Source organism: Frigoribacterium sp. AC512 (assembly GCF_979258295.1).
Window position 1 is genome coordinate 1809828 of record NZ_OZ409850.1, and the last position, 24816, is coordinate 1834643.

A 24816-nucleotide genomic window follows, 5' to 3' on the forward strand; every position below is an offset into this window, starting at 1 on the left:
GTAGCCGCCACCGGCCGGGCGTCCGCCGCGGTCGTCGCGACCCTGGTAGCCACCACGCTCGGGGCGTCCGCCACGGTCGTCGCGGCCCTGGTAACCACCGCGGTCGTCGCCGTCACGGGCACTGCGGTCCTCGCGGCCGCCGCGCCCGGATCCGGGTCCGCCGGCACGGACGCCCGAGGGGCGGCCGGTGCGCGGGTCCTTCGGCAGGTCGCGGTTCGGGTAGCCGGCGGCGCGCTCCTCGCCGGGGCTCAGCGGACGGTCCCCGCCACGGGGAGCGCCGCCACGGTCGTCGCGCGACACGTAGCCGCCGCGGTCCGGGCGTCCGCCACGGTCGTCGCGGGACACGAAGCCGCCGCGCTCGGGACGAGCACCCCGGTCGTCACGACCCTGGTACCCACCACGCTCCGGGCGCGCACCACGGTCGTCTCGGCCCTGGTAGCCACCGCGCTCGGGGCGACCGCCACGGTCGTCGCGAGCAGCGCCTCCTCGAGCACCCGAGCCAGGGCGGTCGGCGCGGGGCGCGTAGCCGCCACGGTCCTCGCGAGCGACGTAGCCACCACGGTCGCCACGGTCTCCGCGGTCGTCACGACCCTGGTAGCCACCACGCTCAGGACGGCCGGCACGGTCGTCGCGCGCCGGGCGTCCGGCACGGTCGTCGCGCGCCGGGCGTCCGCCACGGTCGTCGCGCACGGGGCGCCCGCCGCGGTCGCTGCCCTGCTCGCGGCGTCCTGCCTGCTCGCGCCGCACCTCCGCGCGTCGCGACACCGGGGCATCGCCCTTGCCGACGCCGGCACGCGGGCCGGCACCGGGCACGCGGCGACGGGCGTCGCGGGCGTCGGTCTCGGGGTCGTACTCGTCGTCGTCCTCGTCGTAGAACTCCTTCTCGACCTCGTCCGCGTCGAGGGCGACCTCGACCACGTCGGCCTCATCGACCGGCGCGTCGCCGCTCTCTATCGTGGGGACGGAGTCGACCTTCGGCGACGGCGAGGCGTCGCGCGCGATCGTGAGGATGGCGCCGAGCTCGGTCTTGTTCAGCGAGCGCACGTGGCCCGCCTTGAGGGTGCCGAGGTGCAGCGGGCCGAAGGAGCGGCGCACGAGGTCGATGACGGGGTGGCCCACCTCCTCCATCATTCGACGGACGATGCGGTTGCGCCCCGAGTGCAGGGTGATCTCGACCAGGGACGAGTCGGCGGAGCGCGACAGGCCCGCGCCTCCTGCGACGACGGTCGCGCGGTCGGCGGCGATCGGGCCGTCCTCGAGGTCGACGCCGGCGAGCAGCTGCGCCAGGACGGCGGGCGTGACGACGCCACGCACCTTGGCGATGTAGGTCTTGGTGACACCGAACGAGGGGTGCGCGAGCACGTGGGCGAGCTCGCCGTCGTTCGTCAGCAGCAGCAGGCCGCTGGTCTCGACGTCGAGGCGGCCGACGTTGAACAGGCGCTCCTCGAAGTCCGAGGTGAACTGCCGCAGGTCGGGGCGGTCGGCCTCGTCGCTCATGGTGCTGACGACGCCGACGGGCTTGTTCAGCATCACGTAGCGGCGAGTCGTGTCGAGCTGGACCGCGGCGCCGTCGACGACCACCTTGTCCCTCTCGGGGTCGATGCGGCGACCGGCCTCGGTGACGACCTTGCCGTTGACGGTGACGCGACCGGCAGCGATCAGGTCTTCGGAGACGCGGCGCGAGGCGACGCCCGCGGCGGCCATGACCTTCTGCAGGCGCTCGCCCGTGGGCAGGTCGTCGTCGGGGGTGGTGGTGGGGTCAGATGACATCGTCGAATCCTCCGGATCCGTCAGGGAGGAGCGGGGAGATCAGCGGGAGCTCGTCGAGCGAGGCGATGCCGAGGTGGGTCAACAGGAGATCCGTCGTTTCGTAGGTGAGGGCGCCGGTCTCGGGGTCGGTGGACGACTCCGTGACCAGGCCGCGACCCACCAGTGTACGGACGACCGAGTCGACGTTCACCGCGCGGATCTGCGCGATGCTGCTCCGGGTGATGGGTTGCTTGTAGGCGATGACCGCCAGCGTCTCGAGAGCCGCCTGCGACAGTCTGGACGGGTTCTCCGTCAGCACGAAATCGCGCACGACGGGGTCCAGCTCCTCCCGGACGTAGAAACGCCAGCCGCCGCCGACCTCGCGCAGCTCGAAGCCGCGTCGGGGCGTGCCGTCGACGCCGTCGAAGTCGGCGACCAGGTCGGCCACCGCACGGCGCACTTCCGCCGTCGGTCGGCCCACGGCGGCGGCGAGCGACAGGAGCGACTGCGGCTCGTCGGCGACCAGCAGCACGGCCTCGAGGGCCCGTGCGGTCGCACGGTCGTCGTGGGTGCGGTCGCGCGGCCCGTCGTTGACGACGCTGCGAGCCGAGGAGGCGGTCGTCGCGTCAGCCGTCATAGTCGGCCCCCAGCGAGTCCAGCGCCTCGTCGGTCCAGTGCTCGGCCACCCAGCGCACGCTGAGCTCACCGAGCGGCTCGACCTGCTCGAACGCCAGCGATCCGTGCCGGTAGAGCTCGAGGAGCGCGAGGAACCGAGCGACGACGACGCCTTTCTGGTCGACGTCGGCCACGAGCTCGCGGAACGTGGCGACCCCGGCGCGGCGCAGCACCGCGACGACCCAGGCGGCCTGCTCCCGGATGCTCACGAGCGGGGCGTGCAGGTGGTCGAGACCCACGGTCGGCACGGCCTGGGGCGTGAGGGCGAAGGCGGCGAGCGCCGCGAAGTCGTCGGGCGAGAGCGTCCACACCAGCTCGGGCGTCGTGACGCGGTACTTCTCCTCCAGCCGCACGGTGCGGGGGTGGCGACGGGACTCGACCGCGCCGCGCTCGGCGAACCACTCGGCCGCCTGCTTGAAGGCGCGGTACTGCAGCAGCCGGGCGAAGAGCAGGTCGCGCGCCTCGAGCAGCGCGACGTCCTCCGCGTCGACGAGCTCGCCCTGGGGCAGCAGGCCGGCGACCTTGAGATCGAGCAGGGTCGCGGCGACGACGATGAACTGGCTGGCCTGGTCGAGGTCCTCGTCGGTGTCGACGGTGCGCAGGTAGGCGATGAACTCGTCGGTCACGGCGCTCAGCGCCACCTCGGTGACGTCCATCTCGCGCTTGCCGATGAGGGTCAGCAGCAGGTCGAACGGGCCGCTGAAGTTGTCGAGCACGACCTCGAACCCCCGCGCGGACGCACCGGCTGCGGGATCGGGAGCGCCGCTCGGGTCGGCGACGACGACGGGGGCCTCAGGCTGCGGCACCACGCGCGATCAGCTCTCGGGCCAGCTGGCGATAGGCCTGCGCCGCCGGGTGCTCGGGGGCGAACTGGGTGATGGGGATGCCGGCGACGGACGCGTCGGGGAACTTCACGGTGCGGCCGATGACGGTCTCGAGCACCTCGTCGCCGAACGCGTCGACTACCCGCTCGAGAACCTCGCGGCTGTGCAGGGTGCGCGAGTCGAACATCGTCGGCAGGATGCCGTCGAGGGTGATGGCGGGGTTCAGCCGGTCGCGGACCTTCTCGATCGTCTCGACGAGCAGGGCCACGCCGCGCAGGGCGAAGAACTCGCACTCGAGCGGGATGAGCACGCCGTGCGCCGCGGTGAGGGCGTTGACGGTCAGGAGGCCGAGCGAGGGCTGGCAGTCGATCAGGATGACGTCGTACTCGGCGCTCACCTGGCGGATGATGCGGGCGAGGATCTGCTCGCGGGCCACCTCGTTGACGAGGTGCACCTCGGCGGCGGAGAGGTCGATGTTCGCCGGCATGACGTCGAGGTCGTGCACGCGGGTCGGCACGATCACGTCGTGCGCATCTTTGACGGAGCCGATCATGAGGTCGTAGATCGTGGGCTGGTCGTGCGCCTGCACGCCCAGACCCGCGGTGAGGGCGCCCTGAGGGTCGAAGTCGATGGCGAGCACGCGACGGCCGTACTCGGCGAACGCGGCGCCGAGGTTGATGGTGGTCGTGGTCTTGCCGACGCCGCCCTTCTGGTTGCAGAGGGTGATGATGCGCGCGGGGCCGTGGCCGTCGAGCCGCTCGGGGACGGCGAACTCGGTGCGCGGGCGACCGGTGGGACCGTTCGCGGGGACGGTCGCCGGAGCGCTCTCGAAGAGGGCGGGCGTGCTCGAGGTCGACTTGGTGCTCACACGTCGATGGTACCGGCGGCCCCCTGCCCGGCCGGGCTGACGCGCCCGTCCCGCAGGCAGGAAGCCTCATGCGGCGGATGAAGGTAGTGCCTGGTCAGGAGGCAGGTCGGAGGGCCCGCGGGTGGGCCGTGACGTACATGTCCCGCAGGGCGTCCGCCGTCACGAGCGTGTAGATCTGCGTCGTCGCGACGGACGAGTGCCCGAGCAGCTCCTGCACCACCCGCACGTCGGCGCCGCCCTCGAGCAGGTGGGTCGCGAACGAGTGCCGCAGCGTGTGCGGCGAGACGTCGACGTCGAGCTCGGCGCGCTCGGCGGCGGCCTGGATGACGAGCCAGGCGCTCTGGCGCGAGAGCCGGGCGCCCCTCGCCCCGAGGAACAGCGCGGGCGTCGCGTCGCCGCGCGCCGAGAACTCGGGCCGGCCCCGCACGAGCCACGCGTCGAGTGCGCGCCTCGCGAAGCTGCCCACGGGCACGATCCGCTGCTTGCCGCCCTTGCCGAAGAGCCGCACGACGTCTCCCCCGTCGATGACGTCGTCGACGTTGAGCGCCACGGCCTCGCTCACGCGTGCGCCCGTCGCGTACAGCAGCTCGAGCAGGGCCTTGTCGCGGACGCGAGCGGGCTCGTCGCCGTCGGTGGCGGCCAGCAGGGCCTCGACCTGGGCGACCGAGATGGCTTTCGGGAGGCGCGACGGCAGCTTCGGCGGACGGACGCCGGCGGCGACGTCGACCGCGACCAGTCCCTCCTCGTGCAGGAACCTGTGGAGGCCCCGCACCGACGAGAGCACCCGGGCCACGCTGGAGGCGCGCAGCGGGTCGTCCGCACGGGTCGCCAGCGCGGCAGGGAACGCCGCGACGTCCGCGGGCGCGACTTCCTCGACGGAGGCGCGTCCCGCCTCCTCGAGGTGCGCCGCCCAGAGCACGAGGTCGCGTCGGTACGCGGCCGTGGTGTTCGGGGACAGGCCGCGCTCGACCGTGACGTGCCTCAGGTAGCGGGCCACCGCCTCCTCGATCGAGGTCATCCTGCGCTCGTCCCGACCGCCGCCGCGTCGTCAGCGGCGGGCGGCGACGGTCGCGGCCAGGGCCGCGATGCTGAGGATGGAGTTGTGCAGGCGCCCCGCCAGCACGCCGTCGACGATCTCGTCGAGGGCGACCCAGCGCTTCTCGATGTCGGCCTCCTCGTCGGTGCGGTCGAACGCCGAGTCGGTCGCGCTGACGCCGGTCACCCGGTAGACGGTGACGAGCTCGTCGTTGCCGCCGGGGCTCGTGTGGAACGAGACGAGCTCGTCCCAGTCGGTCGCCTGGAGGTCGGCCTCCTCGGCCAGCTCGCGCTTGGCCGCGTCGAGTTTCGACTCGCCCTCGGCGTCGAGCAGGCCGGCGGGCAGCTCCCAGTCGCGGGTGCGGATCGGGTGCCGGTACTGCTTGATCACCAGCACGCGGTCGTGCTCGTCGACCGCGAGCACCGCCACGGCACCGGTGTGCGCGACGTACTCGCGCGTCATCGGCGAGCCGTTGTAGTCGACGACGTCGCGGACGACGTTCCAGACGGCACCCTCGAACACCGTCTCGGAGGAGGTGACGGTCGGGACGGCGGGCTCGTCCCGCAGCAGCTCGGAGTCGGCCACGGCTCAGGACCGCCCGGGAGCTGCGGCCTCGGCCGCGCCGTCGGTCGGGTCCACGGCCGCGGCGACCGCGTCGGCACGGGTCTCGCCCGCGTCGTCGCTCGCGTCCTCGTCGGCGAACAGGCGGCTCGAGTTCTGACGCTCGAGCGAGGCCCCGACGAGGCCGCTGAACAGCGGGTGCGCGCGGTTCGGGCGCGACCGCAGCTCGGGGTGCGCCTGGGTGCCGATGTAGAACGGGTGCTCAGCGCGGTCGAGCTCGACGTACTCGACGAGGGTGCCGTCGGGCGAGGTGCCCGAGAACACGAGGCCGGCGTCGGCGATCTGCTGGCGGTACTGGTTCGAGACCTCGTAGCGGTGGCGGTGGCGCTCGTCGACCAGCTCGGAGCCGTACAGCTCGGCCGCGAGCGAGCCGGGCTGCAGGGCTGCCGGGTACAGGCCGAGGCGCATGGTGCCGCCCAGGTCGCCGTCGGCGATGATGTCGACCTGCTCGGCCATCGTCGCGATGACCGGGAACTCGGTATCGGGGTCGAACTCGGACGAGGAGGCGCCGGCCAGGCCTGCCTTGTCGCGTGCGTACTCGATCACCATGCACTGCAGGCCGAGGCAGAGGCCGAGCGTCGGGATGCCGTTCTCGCGGGCGAACTTCAGGGCCCCGAGCTTGCCCTCGATGCCGCGGATGCCGAAGCCCCCGGGGACGCAGATGCCGTCCACCTGCGACAACGCGGCCGCGGCGCCCTCGGGCGTCTCGCAGTCGTCCGACGGGATCCAGACGAGCTTCGCCTTGGCCTGGTGCGCGAAGGCGCCGGCACGGAGGGCCTCGGTGACCGACAGGTAGGCGTCGGGCAGGTCGATGTACTTGCCGACGAGGCCGATGGTGACCTCGTGCTTCGGCTGGTGCACCGCGTCGAGCACGGTCTGCCAGCCGGACCAGTCGACCTCGCCCGCCTTCTCGGCCAGGCCGAGGTGGCGGATGATGTACGAGTCGAGGCCCTGCTCGTTGAGCATCGAGGGGATGTCGTAGATGCTCGCGACGTCCTTCGCGTTGACGACCGCATCTTCGTCGACGTCGCACATCAGGGCGATCTTGCGCTTGTTCGCCTCGCTCACGGGGCGGTCGCTGCGGAGCACGAGGGCGTCGGGCTGGATGCCGATCGAGCGGAGCGCCGCGACCGAGTGCTGGGTCGGCTTCGTCTTCTGCTCGCCCGAGGCACCCATGTAGGGCACGAGCGAGACGTGCACGAAGAAGACGTTGTTCCGCCCGAGCTCGTGGCGGACCTGACGAGCCGACTCGATGAACGGCTGGCTCTCGATGTCGCCGACGGTGCCGCCGACCTCGGTGATGATCACGTCGGGGGCCACGTCGCCCTCGGCCTGCTGGCGCATGCGCCGCTTGATCTCGTCGGTGATGTGCGGGATGACCTGGACGGTGTCGCCGAGGTACTCGCCGCGCCGCTCCTTCGCGATGACGGTCGAGTAGACCTGGCCCGTCGTCACGTTGGCGGCCTGATCGAGGTCGATGTCGAGGAACCGCTCGTAGTGGCCGATGTCGAGGTCGGTCTCGGCCCCGTCGTCGGTGACGAACACCTCGCCGTGCTGGAACGGGTTCATCGTGCCCGGGTCGACGTTGAGGTAGGGGTCGAGCTTCTGCATGACCACGCGCAGACCGCGTGCCGTGAGCAGGTTGCCGAGGCTGGCGGCCGTCAGGCCCTTGCCGAGCGACGAGACGACGCCGCCGGTGACGAAGATGTGCTTCGTCACGTCGGAGTTGCTGCGACCCGCAGAAGGAGACTCCGAAGACCCACCTCCGTCGATCGAGGAGGAATCAAGGCCCGAGTTCTCAACGTTCACCACGGGATTCCATCCTATGTCACGCGGGGCCGGTCAGCCACCGCTGCCTGTTACGAGTGTGTGACGGCGCGGCCGGTCGCCGCGAGCTCGAGCAGCTCGCGGGCGTGATCGAGTCCGCTCGCGCTGTCGGGCAGCCCCGAGAGCAGCCGGGCCATCTCGGCGACCCGCTCGTCGCCGTCGAGCTGCTGCACGCTGCTCGCGGTGACCTCACCCGACGCGTCCTTCACGACGCGGAGGTGGTTCGTCGCGAACGCGGCGACCTGGGCGAGGTGGGTCACGACGATGACCTGGGCTCGCTCGGACAGCGCGGCGAGCCGGCGACCGATCTCGATCGCGGCCGACCCGCCGACGCCGGCGTCGACCTCGTCGAAGACGAAGGTCGGCACGTCGCTCGACCCGGCCATGACGACCTCGAGGGCGAGCATGACGCGCGAGAGCTCGCCTCCCGAGGCGCCCTTGCCGAGAGGCCGGGGCTCGCTGCCCGGGTGCGGGCGCAGCAGCAGCGACACGACGTCGGCACCGGTGCTGCCGAGCTCGTCGCGCGGCGTGACCTCGACGACGATCTCGGCACCGGCCATGGCGAGCGCGGACAGCTCGGCGCTGACGCGCTCGGACAGGTCGGCGCCGGAGGCGCGGCGCAGGTCGCTGAGGGCCCCGGCCCTGGTCTCGGCCTCGGCCCGGAACTGCGCCACCTCGTCGTCGAGAGAGGCGAGCCGGTCGTCGTCGCCGTCGAGCTCGACCAGGCGCCTGCTGCCCTCGTCGAGCAGCCGCAGCACGTCGTCGAGGCCCGGACCGTGCTTGCGCAGCAGCGACGACAGCTCGGCGCGACGGGTCTGGACCGCCTCGAGGTCGCCCGCCGCGTCCGCGTCGAGGCCGCCGAGGTAGCTCGACAGCCGTGACGAGGACTCGGACACCTGCACGCTGACCTCGGCCAGCAGGTCGGCGATCGGCGCGAGCGCGGGGTCGTGCGGTGCGACGCGCTCGACCTGCCGACGCGCCTCCTCGACGAGCGAGATGACGTCGCGGGTGCCGTCGACGGCGTCGGTGGAGAGGATCTCGTGGGCGAGGCCGGCGGCGAGCCGGAGGTCTTCGGAGTTGCTGAGCCGGTCGGCCGTCGCGTCCAGCTCGTCGAGCTCGCCGGCCACGGGAGCCGCCGCCTCGATCTCGTCGATGGCGGCGCGCAGCGCGTCGGCCTCGGCACGCCGCTCGTCGCGGTCGCGGGTGATCTCGGCGAGCTCGTCACGGGCGGCCGTCCAGGCCTCGAAGGCGGCCCGGTAGGAGGCGGCGGCCGCGGCCAGGGGCGCACCTCCGTGGGCGTCCACCGCCGCCCGCTGCGCCTGCGCCGACTTGAGGCGGATCTGCTCGGACTGCCCGTGCACGACCACGAGGTGGTCGGCGAGGTCGCCCAGCACGCCTATCGGGGCGGATCGACCGCCCACGACGGCCCGGCTGCGGCCCTCGGCCGAGACGACACGGCTGAGGAAGAGCTCGCCGTCGTCGACGTCTCCCCCGGCGTCGCGGGCGCGCTCGACGACGGCACCGTCGGCCGGGACGACCCACCGGCCGTCGACGACCGCCTGGGCGCTGCCCGAGCGGACGATGCCGCTCTCGGCGCGCTGGCCGAGCAGCAGGCCGAGCGCGGTGACGACCATGGTCTTGCCGGCGCCGGTCTCGCCGGTGACCGCGGTGAAGCCCGGCCCGAGGGGCAGGGTCGCGCGGCCGATGACGCCGAGGTCGCGGATCGCGATCTCCTCGATCACGACGCGTCTCCCTGGTCGGGGCCGCGCCAGCCGGTCACGGGGAGCTTGAACTTGGCGACGAGGCGGTCGGTGAACGGCCCCTGTCGCAGGCGCGCCAGCAGCACGGGCTGGTCCGAGCGGGTGCACTCGACGCGTGCGCCGGGCGGCAGGTCGTGCTCACGACGTCCGTCGCACCAGAGGATGCCGCGGCCGTCGGTGCGGCTCATCACCTCGACGGCGAGCGTCGAGTCGGGGCCGACGACCAGCGGACGGGCGAAGAGGGCGTGCGCGCTCAGCGGCACGAGGAGCAGCGCCTGCACCTCGGGCCAGACGACGGGCCCGCCGGCGGAGAACGAGTAGGCGGTCGACCCGGTGGGCGTCGACATGACGACCCCGTCGCAGCCGAACGACGAGAGGGGGCGCCCGTCCACCTCGATGACGACCTCGAGCATCCGCTCGCGCGACGCCTTCTCGACGGTCGCCTCGTTCATCGCCCAGGTGCGCCAGACGACCTCGGAGCCCTCGACGACACGCACGTCGAGGGCGAAGCGCTCCTCGACGTCGTAGTCGCGCGCGACGACGCGCGACACGGCGTAGGCCATCTCGTCACGCTCGCTCTCGGCCAGGAACCCGACGTGGCCGAGGTTCACCCCGACGATCGGCGCCCGCGTGCCGCGGACGAGCTCGGCGGCCCGGAGGATGGTGCCGTCGCCGCCCAGGACGATGACGCACTCGAGCGTGTCGAGCGCGACGTCCTCACCGAGGATGTCGACCGGCTCGATGTCGGGGGCCGCCGTCTTGATGTCGTCCCACTCGTCGCGCGAGAGGACGGGCACGACCCCGGCGGCGACGAGGAGGCCGCAGACCTCGAGGGCCGCGTCGAGCGAGTCGCGTCGCCCGGTGTGGGAGACGACGAGGATGTGCCGTGCCGTCGTGTCGATCTGTCTCACGCTCCCGTCGTGCTCTCGGACCTGCCGAGCCATTCTGTCGGATTCGACCCGTGACGAGCCGAGAACCGCACGACGTACTCCTTGTTGCCCGCCGTCCCGACGATCGGTGAGGGGATGATCCCCGCCGTGCCGAGGCCCAGGTCGTGGGCCGCCCAGAGGACTCCGGTGACGGCCTCGTTCCGCAGGCGGGCGTCGTGCACGACGCCCTCTCGGATGCCCTGCCGCCCCACCTCGAACTGCGGCTTCACGAGCAGGACGAAGTCGCTCTCCACAGGCACGCTGGCGACCAGCGCGGGCAGCACCATCGTGAGCGAGATGAACGACAGGTCGGCGACGACGAGGTCGATCGAGGAGGCGCGGTCGCTGAGGCCCCCCAGCTGGTCGGCCTCGAGGTAGCGCGCGTTCACGCCCTCGACCACCGTGACGCGCTGGTCGCTGCGGACCGACGGCGACAGCTGGCCGTGACCGACGTCGAGCGCGATCACGTGCTCCGCGCCCCGCTCCAGCAGCACCTGCGTGAAGCCGCCGGTGGACGCGCCCACGTCGAGGGCGGTGCGACCGCGGGGGTCGACGTCGAAGGCGTCGAGCGCCGCGAGGAGCTTGTGCGCAGCCCGGCTCACGTAGTGGTCGAGGCCGGCGACCTCGACGGTGTCCGACTCGACCACGCGGGTCGACGCCTTGACGACGCCCGATCCGTTCACCGTGACGAGGCCGTCGGCGAGGAGGCGGGCGGCGTGCGTGCGGGAGCGAGCCAGCCCCCGCGACGCGAGCGCCGCGTCGAGACGCTGACCGGACCGCTCCGCCTGCTCGGCAGACGAACCGCTCTCCTCCGGCTCCTCGATGCGGACGGTCATCGACCACCCGGGCTGTCGTCGGCGTCGCCGGTGCCCTGGTCCGTGCCCTCGAGCGCGACCCGCAGATCGTCGTGCACGGCGGCGAACGCGACGGCACGCTGGTCGAGAGGGAGGGCCTCGATCGTCCGGAGGCGTCCTGCCAGATCGGCCGTCGCCTCCTCGTCGGACGTCGTGTCGACGGTTCCCGGCTCCTGCTGCATGGTGTCGTCCACCCTACTCACCGGGGTGCAGGGCAGGGTCGATGTCGAGGCCGTAGATCGCCCGTCCGGTGCCCCAGACGGCGTGCGCCCCCGCGCGCAGCAGGTCGACGGGGTCGTCACCGGCCGAGAGGACCCGGACGACTCCGGCCCGCACGGCGACGCGGGCGCCGCGCACGGTGACCACGTGCACGTCGTCCTCGTCGTGCTCGACGATCTCCGGGTACGGCTGGCTCAGCTCGCGCAGGTCGCCCACGATGAAGTCGGGCCGGGATCCCCTCTCGGCCGCGAGCACCTGCTTCGCACCGTCGATGCCGGTCAGCACGAGGACGGAGACGAGCCCGGCCCGGCGCGCCCCGAGGATGTCGGTGTCGAGCCGGTCGCCGATGAACATCGCGGTCGTGGCGCCGAAGCGCTCGACGGCCGCGGTGAAGATCGGCGTCTCGGGCTTGCCCGCGGTCACGGGCAGTCGCCCGACCGCGGTGTGCACGGCGCTCACGAGCGTGCCGTTGCCGGGCGCCGTGCCTCGCTCCTGCGGGATGGTCCAGTCGGTGTTCGTGGCGATCCACGGGATGTCCGCCGCGAGGGCGAACGAAGCCTCAGCCAGGTCGGCCCAGCCCACCTCGGGGCTGAAGCCCTGGACGACCGCAGCGGGCTGGTCGTCCGCCGACCGCGTGACCCGGAACCCCTCGCCCTCGAGCACTGAGGTGAGGCCGTCGCCGCCGACGACGAGGACGGTCGAGCCGGCCGGCACCGCGTCGACGAGGAGGCGCACGGCCGCCTGCGGGGAGGTCACGACGTCGTCCGCGGTCACCTGCAGCCCGTAGCCGCTCAGCTGCGCGGCCACCGTGGCCGCGGTGCGCGAGGCGTTGTTCGTGATGTAGCCGACCCGGTGCGTCTCCGCGGCCGCGGTGAGGCTCTCGACGGCGTGGTCGATCGCGACGGACCCTCGGTACACGACCCCGTCGAGGTCAGCGAGGACGGTGTCGACGCCGTCGAGGGGCGCGGGGCCGTCAGCCACGGTGCTCGGTCTCCGCGTCCGTGTCGAGCGCGTCGTCGGAAGCGGGCTCCTCACCGGGAGCAAGCTCCTCATCGGAAGCGGGCTCCTCCTCGGACGCGGGCTCCTCCTCGGACGCGGGCTCCTCCTCGGACGCGGGCTCCTCCTCCGCAGCAGATGCCTCGCCTGTCTCGGGCTCGTCGTCGGCCGCAGGCTCCTCGAGCGGCACGGACTCGTCCTCGGCGTCCCACGACTCGTCGAGCTCGAGCTCCTCCTCGACGACCTCGACGGTCTCGCGGTCGTCGTCGCCGTGGTGAGCCTCGAGCGCCGCGTCGGCCCGCTCGGCCAGCGTGCGCCACTCCTCGGCGTCGCGTTCGCGACCGAGGTCCTCGAGGACGGTGGCGTAGGCGTCGAACAACGCCGGGCTGTACTCGAACGCACGCCGGCGGTCGAGCTGCGGGATCTCGAGCTCGCCGAGCGCCGCGTCGGGCTGCCCGAGGTCGAGGCGAGCACCGCTCATCGCGATGGCCAGCGAGACCCGCACGGCCGGCGCGAGGGTGGAGACGTCGACCGAGCGCCCCAGCTCGAGCGCGCGCTCGGGACGGCCCAGCCCGCGCTCGCTGTCCACCATCAACGGCAACTGGTCGTCACGACCGGTGATGCGCCGGTACGTCCGCAGCTCGCGGAGCGTCAGCGCGTAGTCCCCGACCGTGTACGCCGTGATCGCGATCGTCTCGCGGACGACGCCGATGCGACCCGCACGGCGACCGGCCGAGAGCGCGTGCTTGTGCGCCTCCTCCGGCTCCTCCTCGATCAGGCGGCCCGCCATGACGAGGTGCTTGGCCACCCAGTCCGCGTTCTCCTTGCTCAACGTCTTCAGCTCGCCGCGGGCGACCTTGTCCAGGTCACGGGGCTCGACGTCGTCGGGGACGTGAGCGACCTCCTGGGCCGGCCGGACCGACTTCAGGCCGTAGGGATCGCGGTCCTCAGGCGTCTCACGGTTCCCCTGGTAACCGCTCGAAGGACGTCCACCGGTGGAGGGACGTCCACCACCCGCCGACGATCGACCGCCCCCACCGTTGGACGGACGCCCACCACTCGAGGGACGACCGGAACCGGTCGAGGGACGACCGCCGGTCGAGCCAGCACGACCGCCAGACGTGGGACCGCCTCGACGGTCTCCTCCGTCCTGAGGCCGACCCGAGGAGGCGCGGTCCCCGTACGCAGGACGCTCACCGCGCTGGGGCCCATCGCTCCGGGCCCCGCGATCCCCGTTCGACGGACGACCCGACGGCCGCTCCCCCCGTGCACCGCCGTCACGTCCGGAGGACGCATCTCGTCGGGGTCGGTCGGGTCGGTCGTCGTCGCGGTCGCTCACGGAGATGCTCCTCGTTCTGTCGTGCAGGCAGCTGTTGTGTTGTGGGGGCTCATGCCCCGGAAGTCGATCGGCCAAGACGAGAGGTGCCCGCCGCGGCCGAGGTACGAGACTACCAACGGATGGGCTCACGGCGAGCCACCTATCCGTGCCGACGGTCGGGTTAACAAGAAGAGCCCCTCCAGTGGAGGGGCTCTTCTGTAAAAGGAGTCCGGCGGTGTCCTACTCTCCCACAAGGTCCCCCTTGCAGTACCATCGGCGCTGAGAGTCTTAGCTTCCGGGTTCGGAATGGGACCGGGCGTTTCCCTCTCGCTATGGCCGCCGAAACATTTACCACACAACCCCCGAAGCATGAGCCCCGGGTGAGGGTGAAGTCTGTTTCAGACCATGCCCACCAACTACAGTCGGTGGGACTTGTCTGTTCTGTTGTCCCCGCACCACAGGACGTGTGGTGTCAGGGTGTTCCGTAAAGCAGTCGTTGCCGACCGTCTTTCGGGAACCACATAGTGGACGCGAAGCAATCTTTCTTCCTCCTCTACAGGGGAAGAGTGTTGTCAAGTTATCGGCTTATTAGTACCGGTCAGCTCCATGGGTCGTTAGTCCCCACTTCCACATCCGGCCTATCAACCCAGTAGTCTAGCTGGGAGCCTCTCACCCCGAAGGGTATGGAAATCTCATCTCGAAGCCGGCTTCCCGCTTAGATGCTTTCAGCGGTTATCCGTTCCGAACGTAGCTAATCAGCGGTGCTCTTGGCAGAACAACTGACACACCAGAGGTTCGTCCATCCCGGTCCTCTCGTACTAGGGATAGATCTTCTCAAATTTCCTACGCGCGCAGCGGATAGGGACCGAACTGTCTCACGACGTTCTAAACCCAGCTCGCGTACCGCTTTAATGGGCGAACAGCCCAACCCTTGGGACCTACTCCAGCCCCAGGATGCGACGAGCCGACATCGAGGTGCCAAACCATGCCGTCGATATGGACTCTTGGGCAAGATCAGCCTGTTATCCCCGAGGTACCTTTTATCCGTTGAGCGACAGCGCTTCCACAAGCCACTGCCGGATCACTAGTCCCGACTTTCGTCCCTGCTCGACTTGTCAGTCTTACAGTCAAGCTCCCTTGTGCACTTACACTCGACACCTGATTGCCAACCAGGTTGAGGGAACCTTTGGGCGCCTCCGTTACTCTTTAGGAGGCAACCGCCCCAGTTAAACTACCCACCAGGCACTGTCCCAGAACCGGATCACGGTTCGTAGTTAGATATCCAAAGTGACCAGAGTGGTATTTCAACAATGACTCCACCTGAACTAGCGTCCAAGCTTCACAGTCTCCCACCTATCCTACACAAGCCACTCCGAACACCAATACCAAGCTGTAGTAAAGGTCACGGGGTCTTTCCGTCCTGCTGCGCGTAACGAGCATCTTTACTCGTAGTGCAATTTCGCCGAGTTCGCGGTTGAGACAGCTGGGAAGTCGTTACGCCATTCGTGCAGGTCGGAACTTACCCGACAAGGAATTTCGCTACCTTAGGATGGTTATAGTTACCACCGCCGTTTACTGGGGCTTAAATTCTCAGCTTCGCTTGCGCTAACCGTTCCTCTTAACCTTCCAGCACCGGGCAGGCGTCAGTCCGTATACATCGTCTTGCGACTTGGCACGGACCTGTGTTTTTAGTAAACAGTCGCTTCCCACTGGTCTCTGCGGCCTTTCCCGCTCCGGGAGTAAATCCCATCACGGTTCCGGCCCCCCTTCTCCCGAAGTTACGGGGGCATTTTGCCGAGTTCCTTAACCACGATTCTCTCGATCTCCTTGGTATTCTCTACCTGACCACCTGAGTCGGTTTGGGGTACGGGCGGCTTGAACCTCGCGTCGATGCTTTTCTCGGCAGCATAGGATCACTGATTTCCCCCAATCGGGGTACGCATCGGATCTCAGGCGCATTGACGACGGATTTGCCTATCGTCAGCCCTACATCCTTACACCAGGTTCACCTTACGGATACCATCGCCTGGCTCAGCTACCTTCCTGCGTCACACCTGTTAATACGCTAAACGCACCAGCATGGGGTCGAGCGTTAGACCGGCCGGCATCACCCCGAAGGGATCCACTCAGCCGGGTTAGGACTCTTAGCACCACTGGATTATCTTGGGCGGTTCTTCGCCGGTACGGGAATATCAACCCGTTGTCCATCGACTACGCCTGTCGGCCTCGCCTTAGGTCCCGACTTACCCAGGGCGGATTAACCTGGCCCTGGAACCCTTGGTCTTTCGGAGGACGGGTTTCTCACCCGTCTTTCGCTACTCATGCCTGCATTCTCACTCGTGTGGCCTCCACGGCTGGTTTACACCGCCGCTTCACTGGCCACACGACGCTCTCCTACCACTCCGTACGACTGAACCACGAAGGCTTGTCTATAATACGAAATCTACAGCTTCGGTGGTGTGCTTGAGCCCCGTTACATTGTCGGCGCGGAATCACTTGACCAGTGAGCTATTACGCACTCTTTCAAGGGTGGCTGCTTCTAAGCCAACCTCCTGGTTGTCTCTGCAACTCCACATCCTTTCCCACTTAGCACACGCTTAGGGACCTTAGCTGGTAGTCTGGGTTGTTTCCCTCTCGACAATGAAGCTTATCCCCCACTGTCTCACTGCTGCGCTCTCACTTACCGGCATTCGGAGTTTGGCTGACGTCAGTAAGCTTTTGGGCCCCATCGGCCATCCAGTAGCTCTACCTCCGGCAAGAAACACGCAACGCTGCACCTAAATGCATTTCGGAGAGAACCAGCTATCACGAAGTTTGATTGGCCTTTCACCCCTATCCACAGCTCATCCCCTCCATTTTCAACTGAAGTGGGTTCGGTCCTCCACGACGTCTTACCGTCGCTTCAACCTGGCCATGGATAGATCACTTCGCTTCGGGTCTAGGACATGCGACTGTATCGCCCTCTTAAGACTCGCTTTCGCTACGGCTACCCCACACGGGTTAACCTCGCCACATATCGCTAACTCGCAGGCTCATTCTTCAAAAGGCACGCTGTCACCCCTACAAGGAGGCTCCAACGGTTTGTAAGCAAACGGTTTCAGGTACTATTTCACTCCCCTCCCGGGGTACTTTTCACCTTTCCCTCACGGTACTTGTCCGCTATCGGTCATCTGGGAGTATTTAGGCTTATCAGGTGGTCCTGACAGATTCACACGGGATTTCTCGGGCCCCGAGCTACTTGGGATCCCCATTCAGCCAGCGCCAGCATTTCGGCTACGGGGTTCGCACCCTCTATGACCAGCCATTCAAAGCTGTTCGCCTATACTGCGCTGTAACTGCTCCTGTCCGGCAGAACAGGACAACGGGTCCCACAACCCCGACCATGCAACGACCGCCGTCTATCACACATGACCGGTTTAGCCTCTTCCGATTTCGCTCGCCACTACTGACGGAATCACTGTTGTTTTCTCTTCCTGTGGGTACTGAGATGTTTCACTTCCCCACGTTCCCTCTACCCGCCCTATATATTCAGGCGGGAGTCACCAGGTCAAAACGCCTGGCGGGGTTTCCCCATTCGGACATCCTCGGATCAGGGCTCGATTATCAGCTCCCCGAGGCTTATCGCAGATTTCTACGTCCTTCTTCGGCTCCAGATGCCAAGGCATCCACCGTTTGCTCTTAGAAACTTGACCACAAAGTTGCCGCCAGCCAAAGACTGGCAGCTCAGTGTTATCTCATTCGCCAACCACACCAAAAGGCGGGTTGGTCTAAGAAATTGCACTTAGTATCACAACCACTCACCAACCCGAAGGCCGGCAACTGCTTGCGACTAAGATGCTCGCGTCCACTGTGTAGTTCTCAAAATACGGGCGGCACCAGAATCACCCTGCGATTGATGCAGGACTTTCCTGGCCCAGAGGAGCTCAACCCGTTGACCTTTCGATCAACCGGTTTGGTCCCTCAGGACCCAACAGCGTGCACACCCCCCAGCTCCCCAGCCCTCCCGTTCCAGACACCTAAAAGGTGACGTACTAAAGCTGACCGGCTCACCGGAAAGTCATTGTCAATGTTCCACCCATGAGCGCCAGCCGAAGACATTCGCTTCGGAACTGACTTGACCAGATGAATCCCTGTGTATACCGCAGGGCTGGTACATGCTCCTTAGAAAGGAGGTGATCCAGCCGCACCTTCCGGCACGGCTACCTTGTTACGACTTAGTCCTAATCACCGATCCCACCTTCGACAGCTCCATCCCACAAGGGGTTAGGCCACTGGCTTCGGGTGTTACCGACTTTCATGACTTGACGGGCGGTGTGTACAAGGCCCGGGAACGTATTCACCGCAGCGTTGCTGATCTGCGATTACTAGCGACTCCGACTTCATGAGGTCGAGTTGCAGACCTCAATCCGAACTGAGACCGGCTTTTTGGGATTCGCTCCACCTTACGGTATCGCAGCCCTTTGTACCGGCCATTGTAGCATGCGTGAAGCCCAAGACATAAGGGGCATGATGATTTGACGTCATCCCCACCTTCCTCCGAGTTGACCCCGGCAGTCTCCTATGAGTTCCCACCATAACGTGCTGGCAACATAGAACGAGGGTTGCGCTCGTTGCGGGACTTAACCCAACATCTCACGACACGAGCTGACGACAACCATGCACCACCTGTATACCGACCTTGCGGGGCGACCATCTCTGGCCGTTTCCGGTATATGTCAAGCCTTGGTAAGGTTCTTCGCGTTGCATCGAATTAATCCGCATGCTCCGCCGCTTGTGCGGGCCCCCGTCAATTCCTTTGAGTTTTAGCCTTGCGGCCGTACTCCCCAGGCGGGGAACTTAATGCGTTAGCTGCGACACGGAGACCGTGGAATGGTCCCCACATCTAGTTCCCAACGTTTACGGCATGGACTACCAGGGTATCTAATCCTGTTCGCTCCCCATGCTTTCGCTCCTCAGCGTCAGTTACGGCCCAGAGATCTGCCTTCGCCATCGGTGTTCCTCCTGATATCTGCGCATTCCACCGCTACACCAGGAATTCCAATCTCCCCTACCGCACTCTAGTCTGCCCGTACCCACTGCAGGCTGGGGGTTGAGCCCCCAGATTTCACAGCAGACGCGACAAACCGCCTACGAGCTCTTTACGCCCAATAATTCCGGACAACGCTTGCACCCTACGTATTACCGCGGCTGCTGGCACGTAGTTAGCCGGTGCTTTTTCTGCAGGTACCGTCACTTTCGCTTCTTCCCTACTAAAAGAGGTTTACAACCCGAAGGCCGTCGTCCCTCACGCGGCGTTGCTGCATCAGGCTTTCGCCCATTGTGCAATATTCCCCACTGCTGCCTCCCGTAGGAGTCTGGGCCGTGTCTCAGTCCCAGTGTGGCCGGTCACCCTCTCAGGCCGGCTACCCGTCGTCGCCTTGGTGAGCCATTACCTCACCAACTAGCTGATAGGCCGCGAGTCCATCCTTGACCAAAATTCTTTCCAACTCCTAGCCATGCGGCTGAAGCTCGTATCCGGTATTAGACGCCGTTTCCAGCGCTTATCCCAGAGTCAAGGGCAGGTTACTCACGTGTTACTCACCCGTTCGCCACTAATCCCCCCAGCAAGCTGGAGTTCATCGTTCGACTTGCATGTGTTAAGCACGCCGCCAGCGTTCGTCCTGAGCCAGGATCAAACTCTCCGTAAAAGAAAAAACAGAACCACCGGAAAAAGGTGATAACTGCTGAATTTGATGCTGACTGAAAGAACAAAACAATCTGACGATTGTTGATTGTCCGTCAATCTCAAAGAAACCTAAACACCACCGGCGACCGAAGCCACCGACAATGCCAGGGTATAATTTGGCATTTGACAATGTGCACGCTGTTGAGTTCTCAAGGACCAAACGCATCAGAGACCCGATCTCATATGAGACCATCGCCCGGAGCGGCTGTGAAACCTTAGCACCGATCTTCCTGATGCAAGACCATCGCTCTTCGACTCCTGAGAGCCGGTGTCGTTCTCACGACGAGCCATGACGCTACACCATCTGGATCAGTGTTCGCAACCCACTTGGTCCGAGGCCAGCTAGCAGAACCAGCAGCAACTCGAGGACTTGGAGGTCGATGTCATCAGGTGGCCGGTGAAGCTTCGCTCCGCCGCACCTCCGTGGTGACAAGAGGAAACACTACAGGCACACCAGCCACATCGTCCAAACCCTGCCGCATCCCGGGCGTGTCGCAACGTCGAACCCCGGAAAATCAAGGGTCGAGACCGCGTTCGGCCGCCAGAGGGCCGCACACGGCCTCCAGGGGCACGATCAGCGACGCGACTGGACTCGCGAAACGCGCCTCTCGATCACCGCATGCACGAAGGCCCGCCCCCTGAGAGGGGCGGGCCTTCGTCGTCACGGAACAGGGAAGGTCAGCGGACCGTCACGCCGGCCAGGGTCTTCTTCCCCCGACGGAGCACCACGGTGCCGCCGGCCAGGGTGGACTCCCCCACCGGAGCATCGGCGTCGACCACGCGGACGTTGTTCAGGTAGACCCCGCCTTCGCCCGTGCTCCGGCGGGCGGCACCCAGAGATGTCGACAACCCGGTGGCCACCAGTGCCTGCGCCACCGTGGTGGTCGAGTCCGCCTCCGCGGACGGGAGCTCGGCGACCGCGCTGCGGAGGGTGTCCTCGTCCAGGACACCGAGGTCGCCCTGCCCGAAGAGGGCGGCGGCCGCGTCGATCGCCGACTGCGTGGCGGCCTCGCCGTGGACCAGGCGCGTGACCTCCCACGCGAGCGTGCGCTGCGCCTCCCGCCGGAACGGCTCGTCGGCCACGGCGCGCTCGAGCGACTCGATCGCGGCGCGGTCGAGGAACGTGAAGACCCGCAGTCGCGAGACGACGTCGGAATCGTCGGTGTTGAGCCAGAACTGGTACATCGCGTAGGGGCTCGTCAGCTCGGGGTCGAGCCAGACGGCGTTGCCCTCGCTCTTGCCGAACTTGGTGCCGTCGCTGTTGGTGATCAGCGGGGTCCCGATGGCGTGCACCGCGACTCCCTCGGTGCGACGGATCAGCTCGGTGCCGCTGGTGAGGTTGCCCCACTGGTCGCTGCCCCCCGTCTGCAGCACGCACTCGTGCTGGCGGTAGAGCTCACGGAAGTCGAGGCCCTGCAGGATCTGGTAGCTGAACTCGGTGTAGCTGATGCCGGCGTCCGAGTTGAGGCGGGCGCTCACCGCATCCTTCTTGAGCATGGTGCCCACCCGGAAGTTCTTGCCGATGTCGCGGAGGAACTCGATCGCCGACAGGGGCGCCGTCCAGTCGAGGTTGTTCACGACCCGGAGGCCGTTCTCGCCCTCGGCGGCGAGGAACTTCTCGACGTGCACGCGGATCCGCGTCACCCACTCGGCGGTCTGCTCGGGTGTCTTCAGGGTGCGCTCGGCCGTCGGACGCGGGTCGCCGATCAGACCGGTGGAACCGCCGACGAGCCCGAGCGGCCGGTGTCCGGCCAGCTGGAGCCGGCGCATCAGCAGCAGCTGCACGAGGTTGCCGAGGTGCAGGCTCGGCGCGGTCGGGTCGAAGCCGCAGTAGTACGTGATCGGCGGGCCGGCGAGCACGGACTTCAGCGCCTCGGCGTCCGTCGAGACGTGGACCAGGCCGCGCCACTGCAGCTCGTCCCAGACGTCGTCGAACGTGGGGTCGTTGGCCTGGCCGGCGAGGACGTCGGCCGTGGTTTCGCTGCTCACCCGAGAACGGTATCAGCGTGCGGACGTGCCGCCGCCGCGCCTGACCGCGGGCCGCCAGGCCGAGACCGACGGCTCACCCGCGAGCGTGAACCGCCACGGGAACTCGTCGGTCCCGGCGCGGCCGGAGACCCCGACGCGCGGACCGGCGACGACCTCGCCGACGGGCCCGGCCGGCAGCGCGAGGGAGAACCGCCCGGTGCCCAGGGTGCTGCCGTCGTCGTCGAGACCGATGGCGAGTGCCGACCCGAGCCTGCCCGGTCCCTTCGCCAGCTCGGCGTCGTTGCGGGCGCTCGCCCGACGCGACCGGGCGAGATCGAGCCCCTCGACGACCTCGCCCGCGCGGAGCAGCAGACCGGACGCGTACCCCTCGGGACCGCAGACGATGTTGACGCAGCGGTGGATCCCGTACGACAAGTACACGTAGAGGGTCCCGCCCTCGCGGAACATGCTCGCGTTCCGCGGCGTCGGCCCGCGGTGCGCGTGCGACCCGGGATCCTGCCCCTGGCCGTGGTAGGCCTCGACCTCGGTGAGCCTGACCGCCACCTCCCCGACCCGAAACACCGAGCCGAGGAGGAGCGGGCCCACCTCGAGGGCCGGCCGCGTCAGGAGCCGGGTCACCTCGTTCAGAAGAACCGCTGGCCCGAGGCGGTCGCGATCACGACGACCGCGACGAGGACGACGACGCACACCGCGACGACCGCGGGCAGCAGCCAGGCACGCGGGGTACGCGGTCGACGCGGCTCGGTCACGCCGAGACCGGATCGAGGTCGCGGACCAGGCGGGCGACGCGCTGGGTCAGCTCGGCCAGCTGCTCGGCGACGCGCTCGGGAGCCGTCCCGCCGACGCCCTGCCTGCTGCCGATCGAGCCGCGCACGGTCAGGACCGCACGGATCTCGGGGGTGAGGTGGGACGACACCTCGGCGTACTGCGCGTCGGTCGGCTCGTCGAGCTCCAGCCCGTGCTGCTCGCAGAACCGCACCAGCTCGCCGCTGATCTCGTGGGCGTCACGGAACGTCACTCCCTGGCGGACGAGCCACTCGGCCACGTCCGTCGCGAGCGAGAAGCCCTGCGGCGCCAGCTCGGCCATCCGCGCCTCGTCGAACTCGAGCGTGGCGATCATGCCCGTGAAGGCGGGCAGCAGCACCTCGAGCTGGGTCACTGAGTCGAAGATCGGCTCCTTGTCCTCCTGCAGGTCGCGGTTGTACGCGAGCGGGAGGCCTTTCAGCGTCGCCAGCAGGCCGGTGAGGTTGCCGATCAGTCGCCCCGACTTGCCCCGGGCGAGCTCGGCGATGTCCGGGTTCTTCTTCTGGGGCATGATCGACGACCCGGTCGAGAACGAGTCGTGCAGCTTCACGAAGCCGAACTCCCGCGTCGACCAGAGGATCACCTCTTCGGCGAGGCGCGAGAGGTCGATGCCGATCGAGGCCGCCACGAACGCGAACTCGGCCACGACGTCACGGCTGGCCGTCGCGTCGATGCTGTTCTCGGTGGTGCGGTCGAAACCGAGCTCGGTCGCGACCAGCATCGGGTCGAGGCCGAGCGAGCTGCCGGCGAGGGCACCGGCGCCGTAGGGCGACGCCGACGCACGACGCGACCAGTCGCGCAGACGCTCGAGGTCGCGGACCAGCGGCCAGGCGTGAGCGAGGAGGTGGTGCGCGAGCAGGACGGGCTGAGCGTGCTGCAGGTGCGTGCGCCCGGGCATCACGGCGTCGGGGTGCGCCGAGGCCCGAGAAGCGATCGCGTCGACGAGCCCGACCACCAGACGGCCGATCGCCGCACCGTGGTCACGCAGGTAGAGACGCACGAGCGTGGCGATCTGGTCGTTGCGGCTGCGGCCCGCGCGGAGCTTGCCGCCGAGCTCGGCGCCGGCGATGCCGATCAGGCCCCGCTCGAGTGCCGAGTGCACGTCCTCGTCGGACTCCGCCGCCACGAACGAGCCGTCGGCGACGTCGGCCTCGAGCTGGTCGAGGGCGGCCACCATGCCGTCGAGCTCAGCGCCGTCGAGGTATCCCGCCGCCGCGAGGGCACGGGCGTGCGCCCGTGACCCCGCGATGTCGTACGGCGCGAGCTGCCAGTCGAACTGCGTCGACTTGCTCAGGGCGGCGAGCTCGGGAGCGGGGCCGGAGGCGAAGCGGCCTCCCCACAGGGCGCCCGCCTCCCCCGCCCGCTGGTTCTGGCCCGGGGTCGCGTCGACCACTACTGCTGCGCCAGGTCGCGACGCGCCGAGATCTTGCTCGGCAGCGACCAGATCTCGATGAAGCCCTTGGACAGCGACTGGTCGAACGTGTCGCCCGTGTCGTAGGTCGCGAGGTCGAAGTCGTACAGGCTCTGGTCGCTCCGCTGGCCGGTGACGACCGCGCGGCCGCCCTGCAGCTTCAGGCGGATCTCGCCGGAGACGTACTTCTGCGTGTCGTCGATGAAGACGTCGAGCGAGCGCTTCAGGCCCGAGAACCACAGGCCGTCGTAGACCAGGTTCGACCACTCGGCCTCGACGCCGCGCTTGTAGCGGCCGAGGTCGCGCTCGATCGTGAGCGCCTCGAGCGCCTCGTGCGCCTGGATCAGCGCGACGGCGCCCGGAGCCTCGTAGACTTCGCGGCTCTTGATGCCGACGAGACGGTCTTCGACGACGTCGATGCGGCCGACGCCGTGCGCGCCCGCGAGCTCGTTCATCTTCTGCACGATGCCGAGCGGCGTGTACGAGACGCCGTCGATCGCGGTGGGCACGCCGGCCTGGAAGGTGATGACGACCTCGTCGGCGTCCTTGATGACGGACGGGTCTTGCGTGTACTCGTACAGATCTTCGATCGGCGGGTTCCACGGGTCCTCGAGGAAGCCCGTCTCGACCGCGCGGCCCCAGACGTTCTTGTCGATCGAGTACGGGTTCGCCGCGCTCTGACGGATCGGCAGCGAGTGCTGCTCGGCGTAGATGATCGCCTTGTCGCGGGTGAGGGCGAGGTCGCGGACGGGCGCGATGCTGGTCAGGTCGGGCGCGAGCGCGGCCACGGCCGCCTCGAAGCGGACCTGGTCGTTGCCCTTGCCGGTGCAGCCGTGCGCGACGCTGTCGGCGCCGAGCTCCTTCGCGACACGGGCGAGGTGGCGCGCGATCAGCGGGCGGCTGAGGGCCGAGACCAGCGGGTAGGTCTTCTGGTACATCGCGTTCGCCTTGAGGGCGGGCATCAGGTAGTCGCGCCCGAACTCCTCCTTGGCGTCGACGACGACCGACTCGACGGCACCGCAGTCGAGGGCACGCTGACGGATGTCGTCCATGTCCTCGCCGCCCTGTCCGACGTCGACGGCGAGGGCGACCACCTCCTTGCCGGTCGCGTCAGCGAGCCAGCCGATGCCGACGGAGGTGTCGAGACCTCCGGAGTATGCGAGGACGACGCGTTCCGCCATGGTTCTCCTTGAGTGTGGTGTGTGGGTGAT

17 protein-coding genes, 3 rRNA genes and 1 pseudogene are annotated in these 24816 nt (G+C 68.1%); all 21 read right to left on the reverse strand.

Features of this window, described 5'->3' with window-relative positions:
* Nucleotides 1-987: 987 nt before the first annotated feature.
* A pseudogene (locus tag ACZZ97_RS08170) lies at nucleotides 988-1770 on the reverse strand (pseudouridine synthase); the annotation flags it as partial.
* Nucleotides 1760-2386 carry an SMC-Scp complex subunit ScpB gene (gene scpB, locus ACZZ97_RS08175; RefSeq protein WP_463472835.1) on the reverse strand — a complete coding sequence of 209 codons (627 nt, stop codon included), beginning with the start codon at nucleotides 2384-2386 and terminating at the stop codon, nucleotides 1760-1762. The gene scpB and the pseudogene ACZZ97_RS08170, both read right to left, overlap by 11 nt.
* Entirely contained in the window at nucleotides 2376-3233 is an 858-nt protein-coding gene (locus tag ACZZ97_RS08180) for a segregation and condensation protein A (RefSeq protein WP_463472836.1), read from the reverse strand. Before ACZZ97_RS08180 ends, scpB begins: the two co-directional genes overlap by 11 nt.
* Nucleotides 3217-4116, reverse strand: coding sequence for a ParA family protein (locus ACZZ97_RS08185; protein WP_123545324.1), 900 nt, complete (start codon nucleotides 4114-4116; stop codon nucleotides 3217-3219). The genes ACZZ97_RS08180 and ACZZ97_RS08185 overlap by 17 nt, the downstream gene beginning before the upstream one ends.
* A gap of 94 nt (nucleotides 4117-4210) precedes the next feature.
* Nucleotides 4211-5134 (reverse strand): site-specific tyrosine recombinase XerD, encoded by a 924-nt coding sequence (locus ACZZ97_RS08190; protein WP_192041474.1) that lies wholly within the window; start codon nucleotides 5132-5134, stop codon nucleotides 4211-4213.
* 30 nt (nucleotides 5135-5164) lie between these two features.
* Entirely contained in the window at nucleotides 5165-5737 is a 573-nt protein-coding gene (locus ACZZ97_RS08195; protein WP_463472837.1) for an NUDIX domain-containing protein, read from the reverse strand.
* A 3-nt stretch (nucleotides 5738-5740) separates the two neighbouring features.
* Nucleotides 5741-7492 (reverse strand): CTP synthase, encoded by a 1752-nt coding sequence (locus ACZZ97_RS08200; protein ID WP_463472838.1) that lies wholly within the window; start codon nucleotides 7490-7492, stop codon nucleotides 5741-5743.
* A 140-nt stretch (nucleotides 7493-7632) separates the two neighbouring features.
* On the reverse strand, nucleotides 7633-9342 hold the full coding sequence (gene recN / locus ACZZ97_RS08205) for a DNA repair protein RecN (RefSeq protein WP_463472839.1): 1710 nt from the start codon (nucleotides 9340-9342) through the stop codon (nucleotides 7633-7635).
* On the reverse strand, nucleotides 9339-10262 hold the full coding sequence (locus tag ACZZ97_RS08210; protein ID WP_463473781.1) for an NAD kinase: 924 nt from the start codon (nucleotides 10260-10262) through the stop codon (nucleotides 9339-9341). Before ACZZ97_RS08210 ends, recN begins: the two co-directional genes overlap by 4 nt.
* A 5-nt stretch (nucleotides 10263-10267) precedes the next feature.
* A complete protein-coding gene (locus ACZZ97_RS08215; protein ID WP_463472840.1) occupies nucleotides 10268-11125 on the reverse strand; it encodes a TlyA family RNA methyltransferase in 858 nt (285 codons plus the stop codon).
* Nucleotides 11122-11337: a hypothetical protein gene (locus tag ACZZ97_RS08220; RefSeq protein ID WP_463472841.1), complete on the reverse strand. Its 216-nt coding sequence runs from the start codon at nucleotides 11335-11337 to the stop codon at nucleotides 11122-11124. Before ACZZ97_RS08220 ends, ACZZ97_RS08215 begins: the two co-directional genes overlap by 4 nt.
* Nucleotide 11338: 1 nt before the next feature.
* Nucleotides 11339-12343, reverse strand: a complete 1005-nt coding sequence (locus tag ACZZ97_RS08225) for an HAD-IIA family hydrolase (protein WP_463472842.1) — start codon at nucleotides 12341-12343, stop codon at nucleotides 11339-11341.
* Complete coding sequence (locus ACZZ97_RS08230; protein WP_463472843.1) at nucleotides 12336-13190, reverse strand: hypothetical protein; 855 nt, start codon at nucleotides 13188-13190, stop codon at nucleotides 12336-12338. The genes ACZZ97_RS08225 and ACZZ97_RS08230 overlap by 8 nt, the downstream gene beginning before the upstream one ends.
* A 713-nt stretch (nucleotides 13191-13903) precedes the next feature.
* Nucleotides 13904-14020 (reverse strand): 5S ribosomal RNA (rrf, locus tag ACZZ97_RS08235).
* A 224-nt stretch (nucleotides 14021-14244) separates the two neighbouring features.
* Nucleotides 14245-17368 (reverse strand): 23S ribosomal RNA (locus ACZZ97_RS08240).
* Nucleotides 17369-17841: 473 nt separating this feature from the next.
* Nucleotides 17842-19363: ribosomal RNA gene (locus tag ACZZ97_RS08245) — 16S ribosomal RNA — on the reverse strand.
* Together the 16S, 23S and 5S rRNA genes form the textbook arrangement of a ribosomal RNA operon.
* A gap of 716 nt (nucleotides 19364-20079) precedes the next feature.
* Nucleotides 20080-21390 (reverse strand): tyrosine--tRNA ligase, encoded by a 1311-nt coding sequence (gene tyrS / locus ACZZ97_RS08250; RefSeq protein WP_463472844.1) that lies wholly within the window; start codon nucleotides 21388-21390, stop codon nucleotides 20080-20082.
* Between the two features lie 12 nt (nucleotides 21391-21402).
* Complete coding sequence (locus ACZZ97_RS08255) at nucleotides 21403-22008, reverse strand: DNA-3-methyladenine glycosylase (RefSeq protein ID WP_463472845.1); 606 nt, start codon at nucleotides 22006-22008, stop codon at nucleotides 21403-21405.
* A gap of 5 nt (nucleotides 22009-22013) precedes the next feature.
* Nucleotides 22014-22139, reverse strand: coding sequence for a hypothetical protein (locus ACZZ97_RS08260; protein WP_255416206.1), 126 nt, complete (start codon nucleotides 22137-22139; stop codon nucleotides 22014-22016).
* Nucleotides 22136-23587 (reverse strand): argininosuccinate lyase, encoded by a 1452-nt coding sequence (gene argH / locus ACZZ97_RS08265; protein ID WP_463472846.1) that lies wholly within the window; start codon nucleotides 23585-23587, stop codon nucleotides 22136-22138. The genes ACZZ97_RS08260 and argH overlap by 4 nt, the downstream gene beginning before the upstream one ends.
* Nucleotides 23587-24786 carry an argininosuccinate synthase gene (locus tag ACZZ97_RS08270; RefSeq protein WP_133738692.1) on the reverse strand — a complete coding sequence of 400 codons (1200 nt, stop codon included), beginning with the start codon at nucleotides 24784-24786 and terminating at the stop codon, nucleotides 23587-23589. The genes argH and ACZZ97_RS08270 overlap by 1 nt, the downstream gene beginning before the upstream one ends.
* Between the last annotated feature and the right edge of the window lie 30 nt (nucleotides 24787-24816).

Excerpts from the sequence above, each read along its gene's own strand:
- scpB (WP_463472835.1), bottom strand. The coding sequence starts at position 2,386 with ATGACGGCTGACGCGACGACCGCCTCCTCGGCTCGCAGCGTCGTCAAC.
- ACZZ97_RS08190 (WP_192041474.1), bottom strand. The coding sequence starts at position 5,134 with ATGACCTCGATCGAGGAGGCGGTGGCCCGCTACCTGAGGCACGTCACG.
- ACZZ97_RS08215 (WP_463472840.1), bottom strand. The coding sequence starts at position 11,125 with ATGACCGTCCGCATCGAGGAGCCGGAGGAGAGCGGTTCGTCTGCCGAG.
- ACZZ97_RS08270 (WP_133738692.1), bottom strand. The coding sequence starts at position 24,786 with ATGGCGGAACGCGTCGTCCTCGCATACTCCGGAGGTCTCGACACCTCC.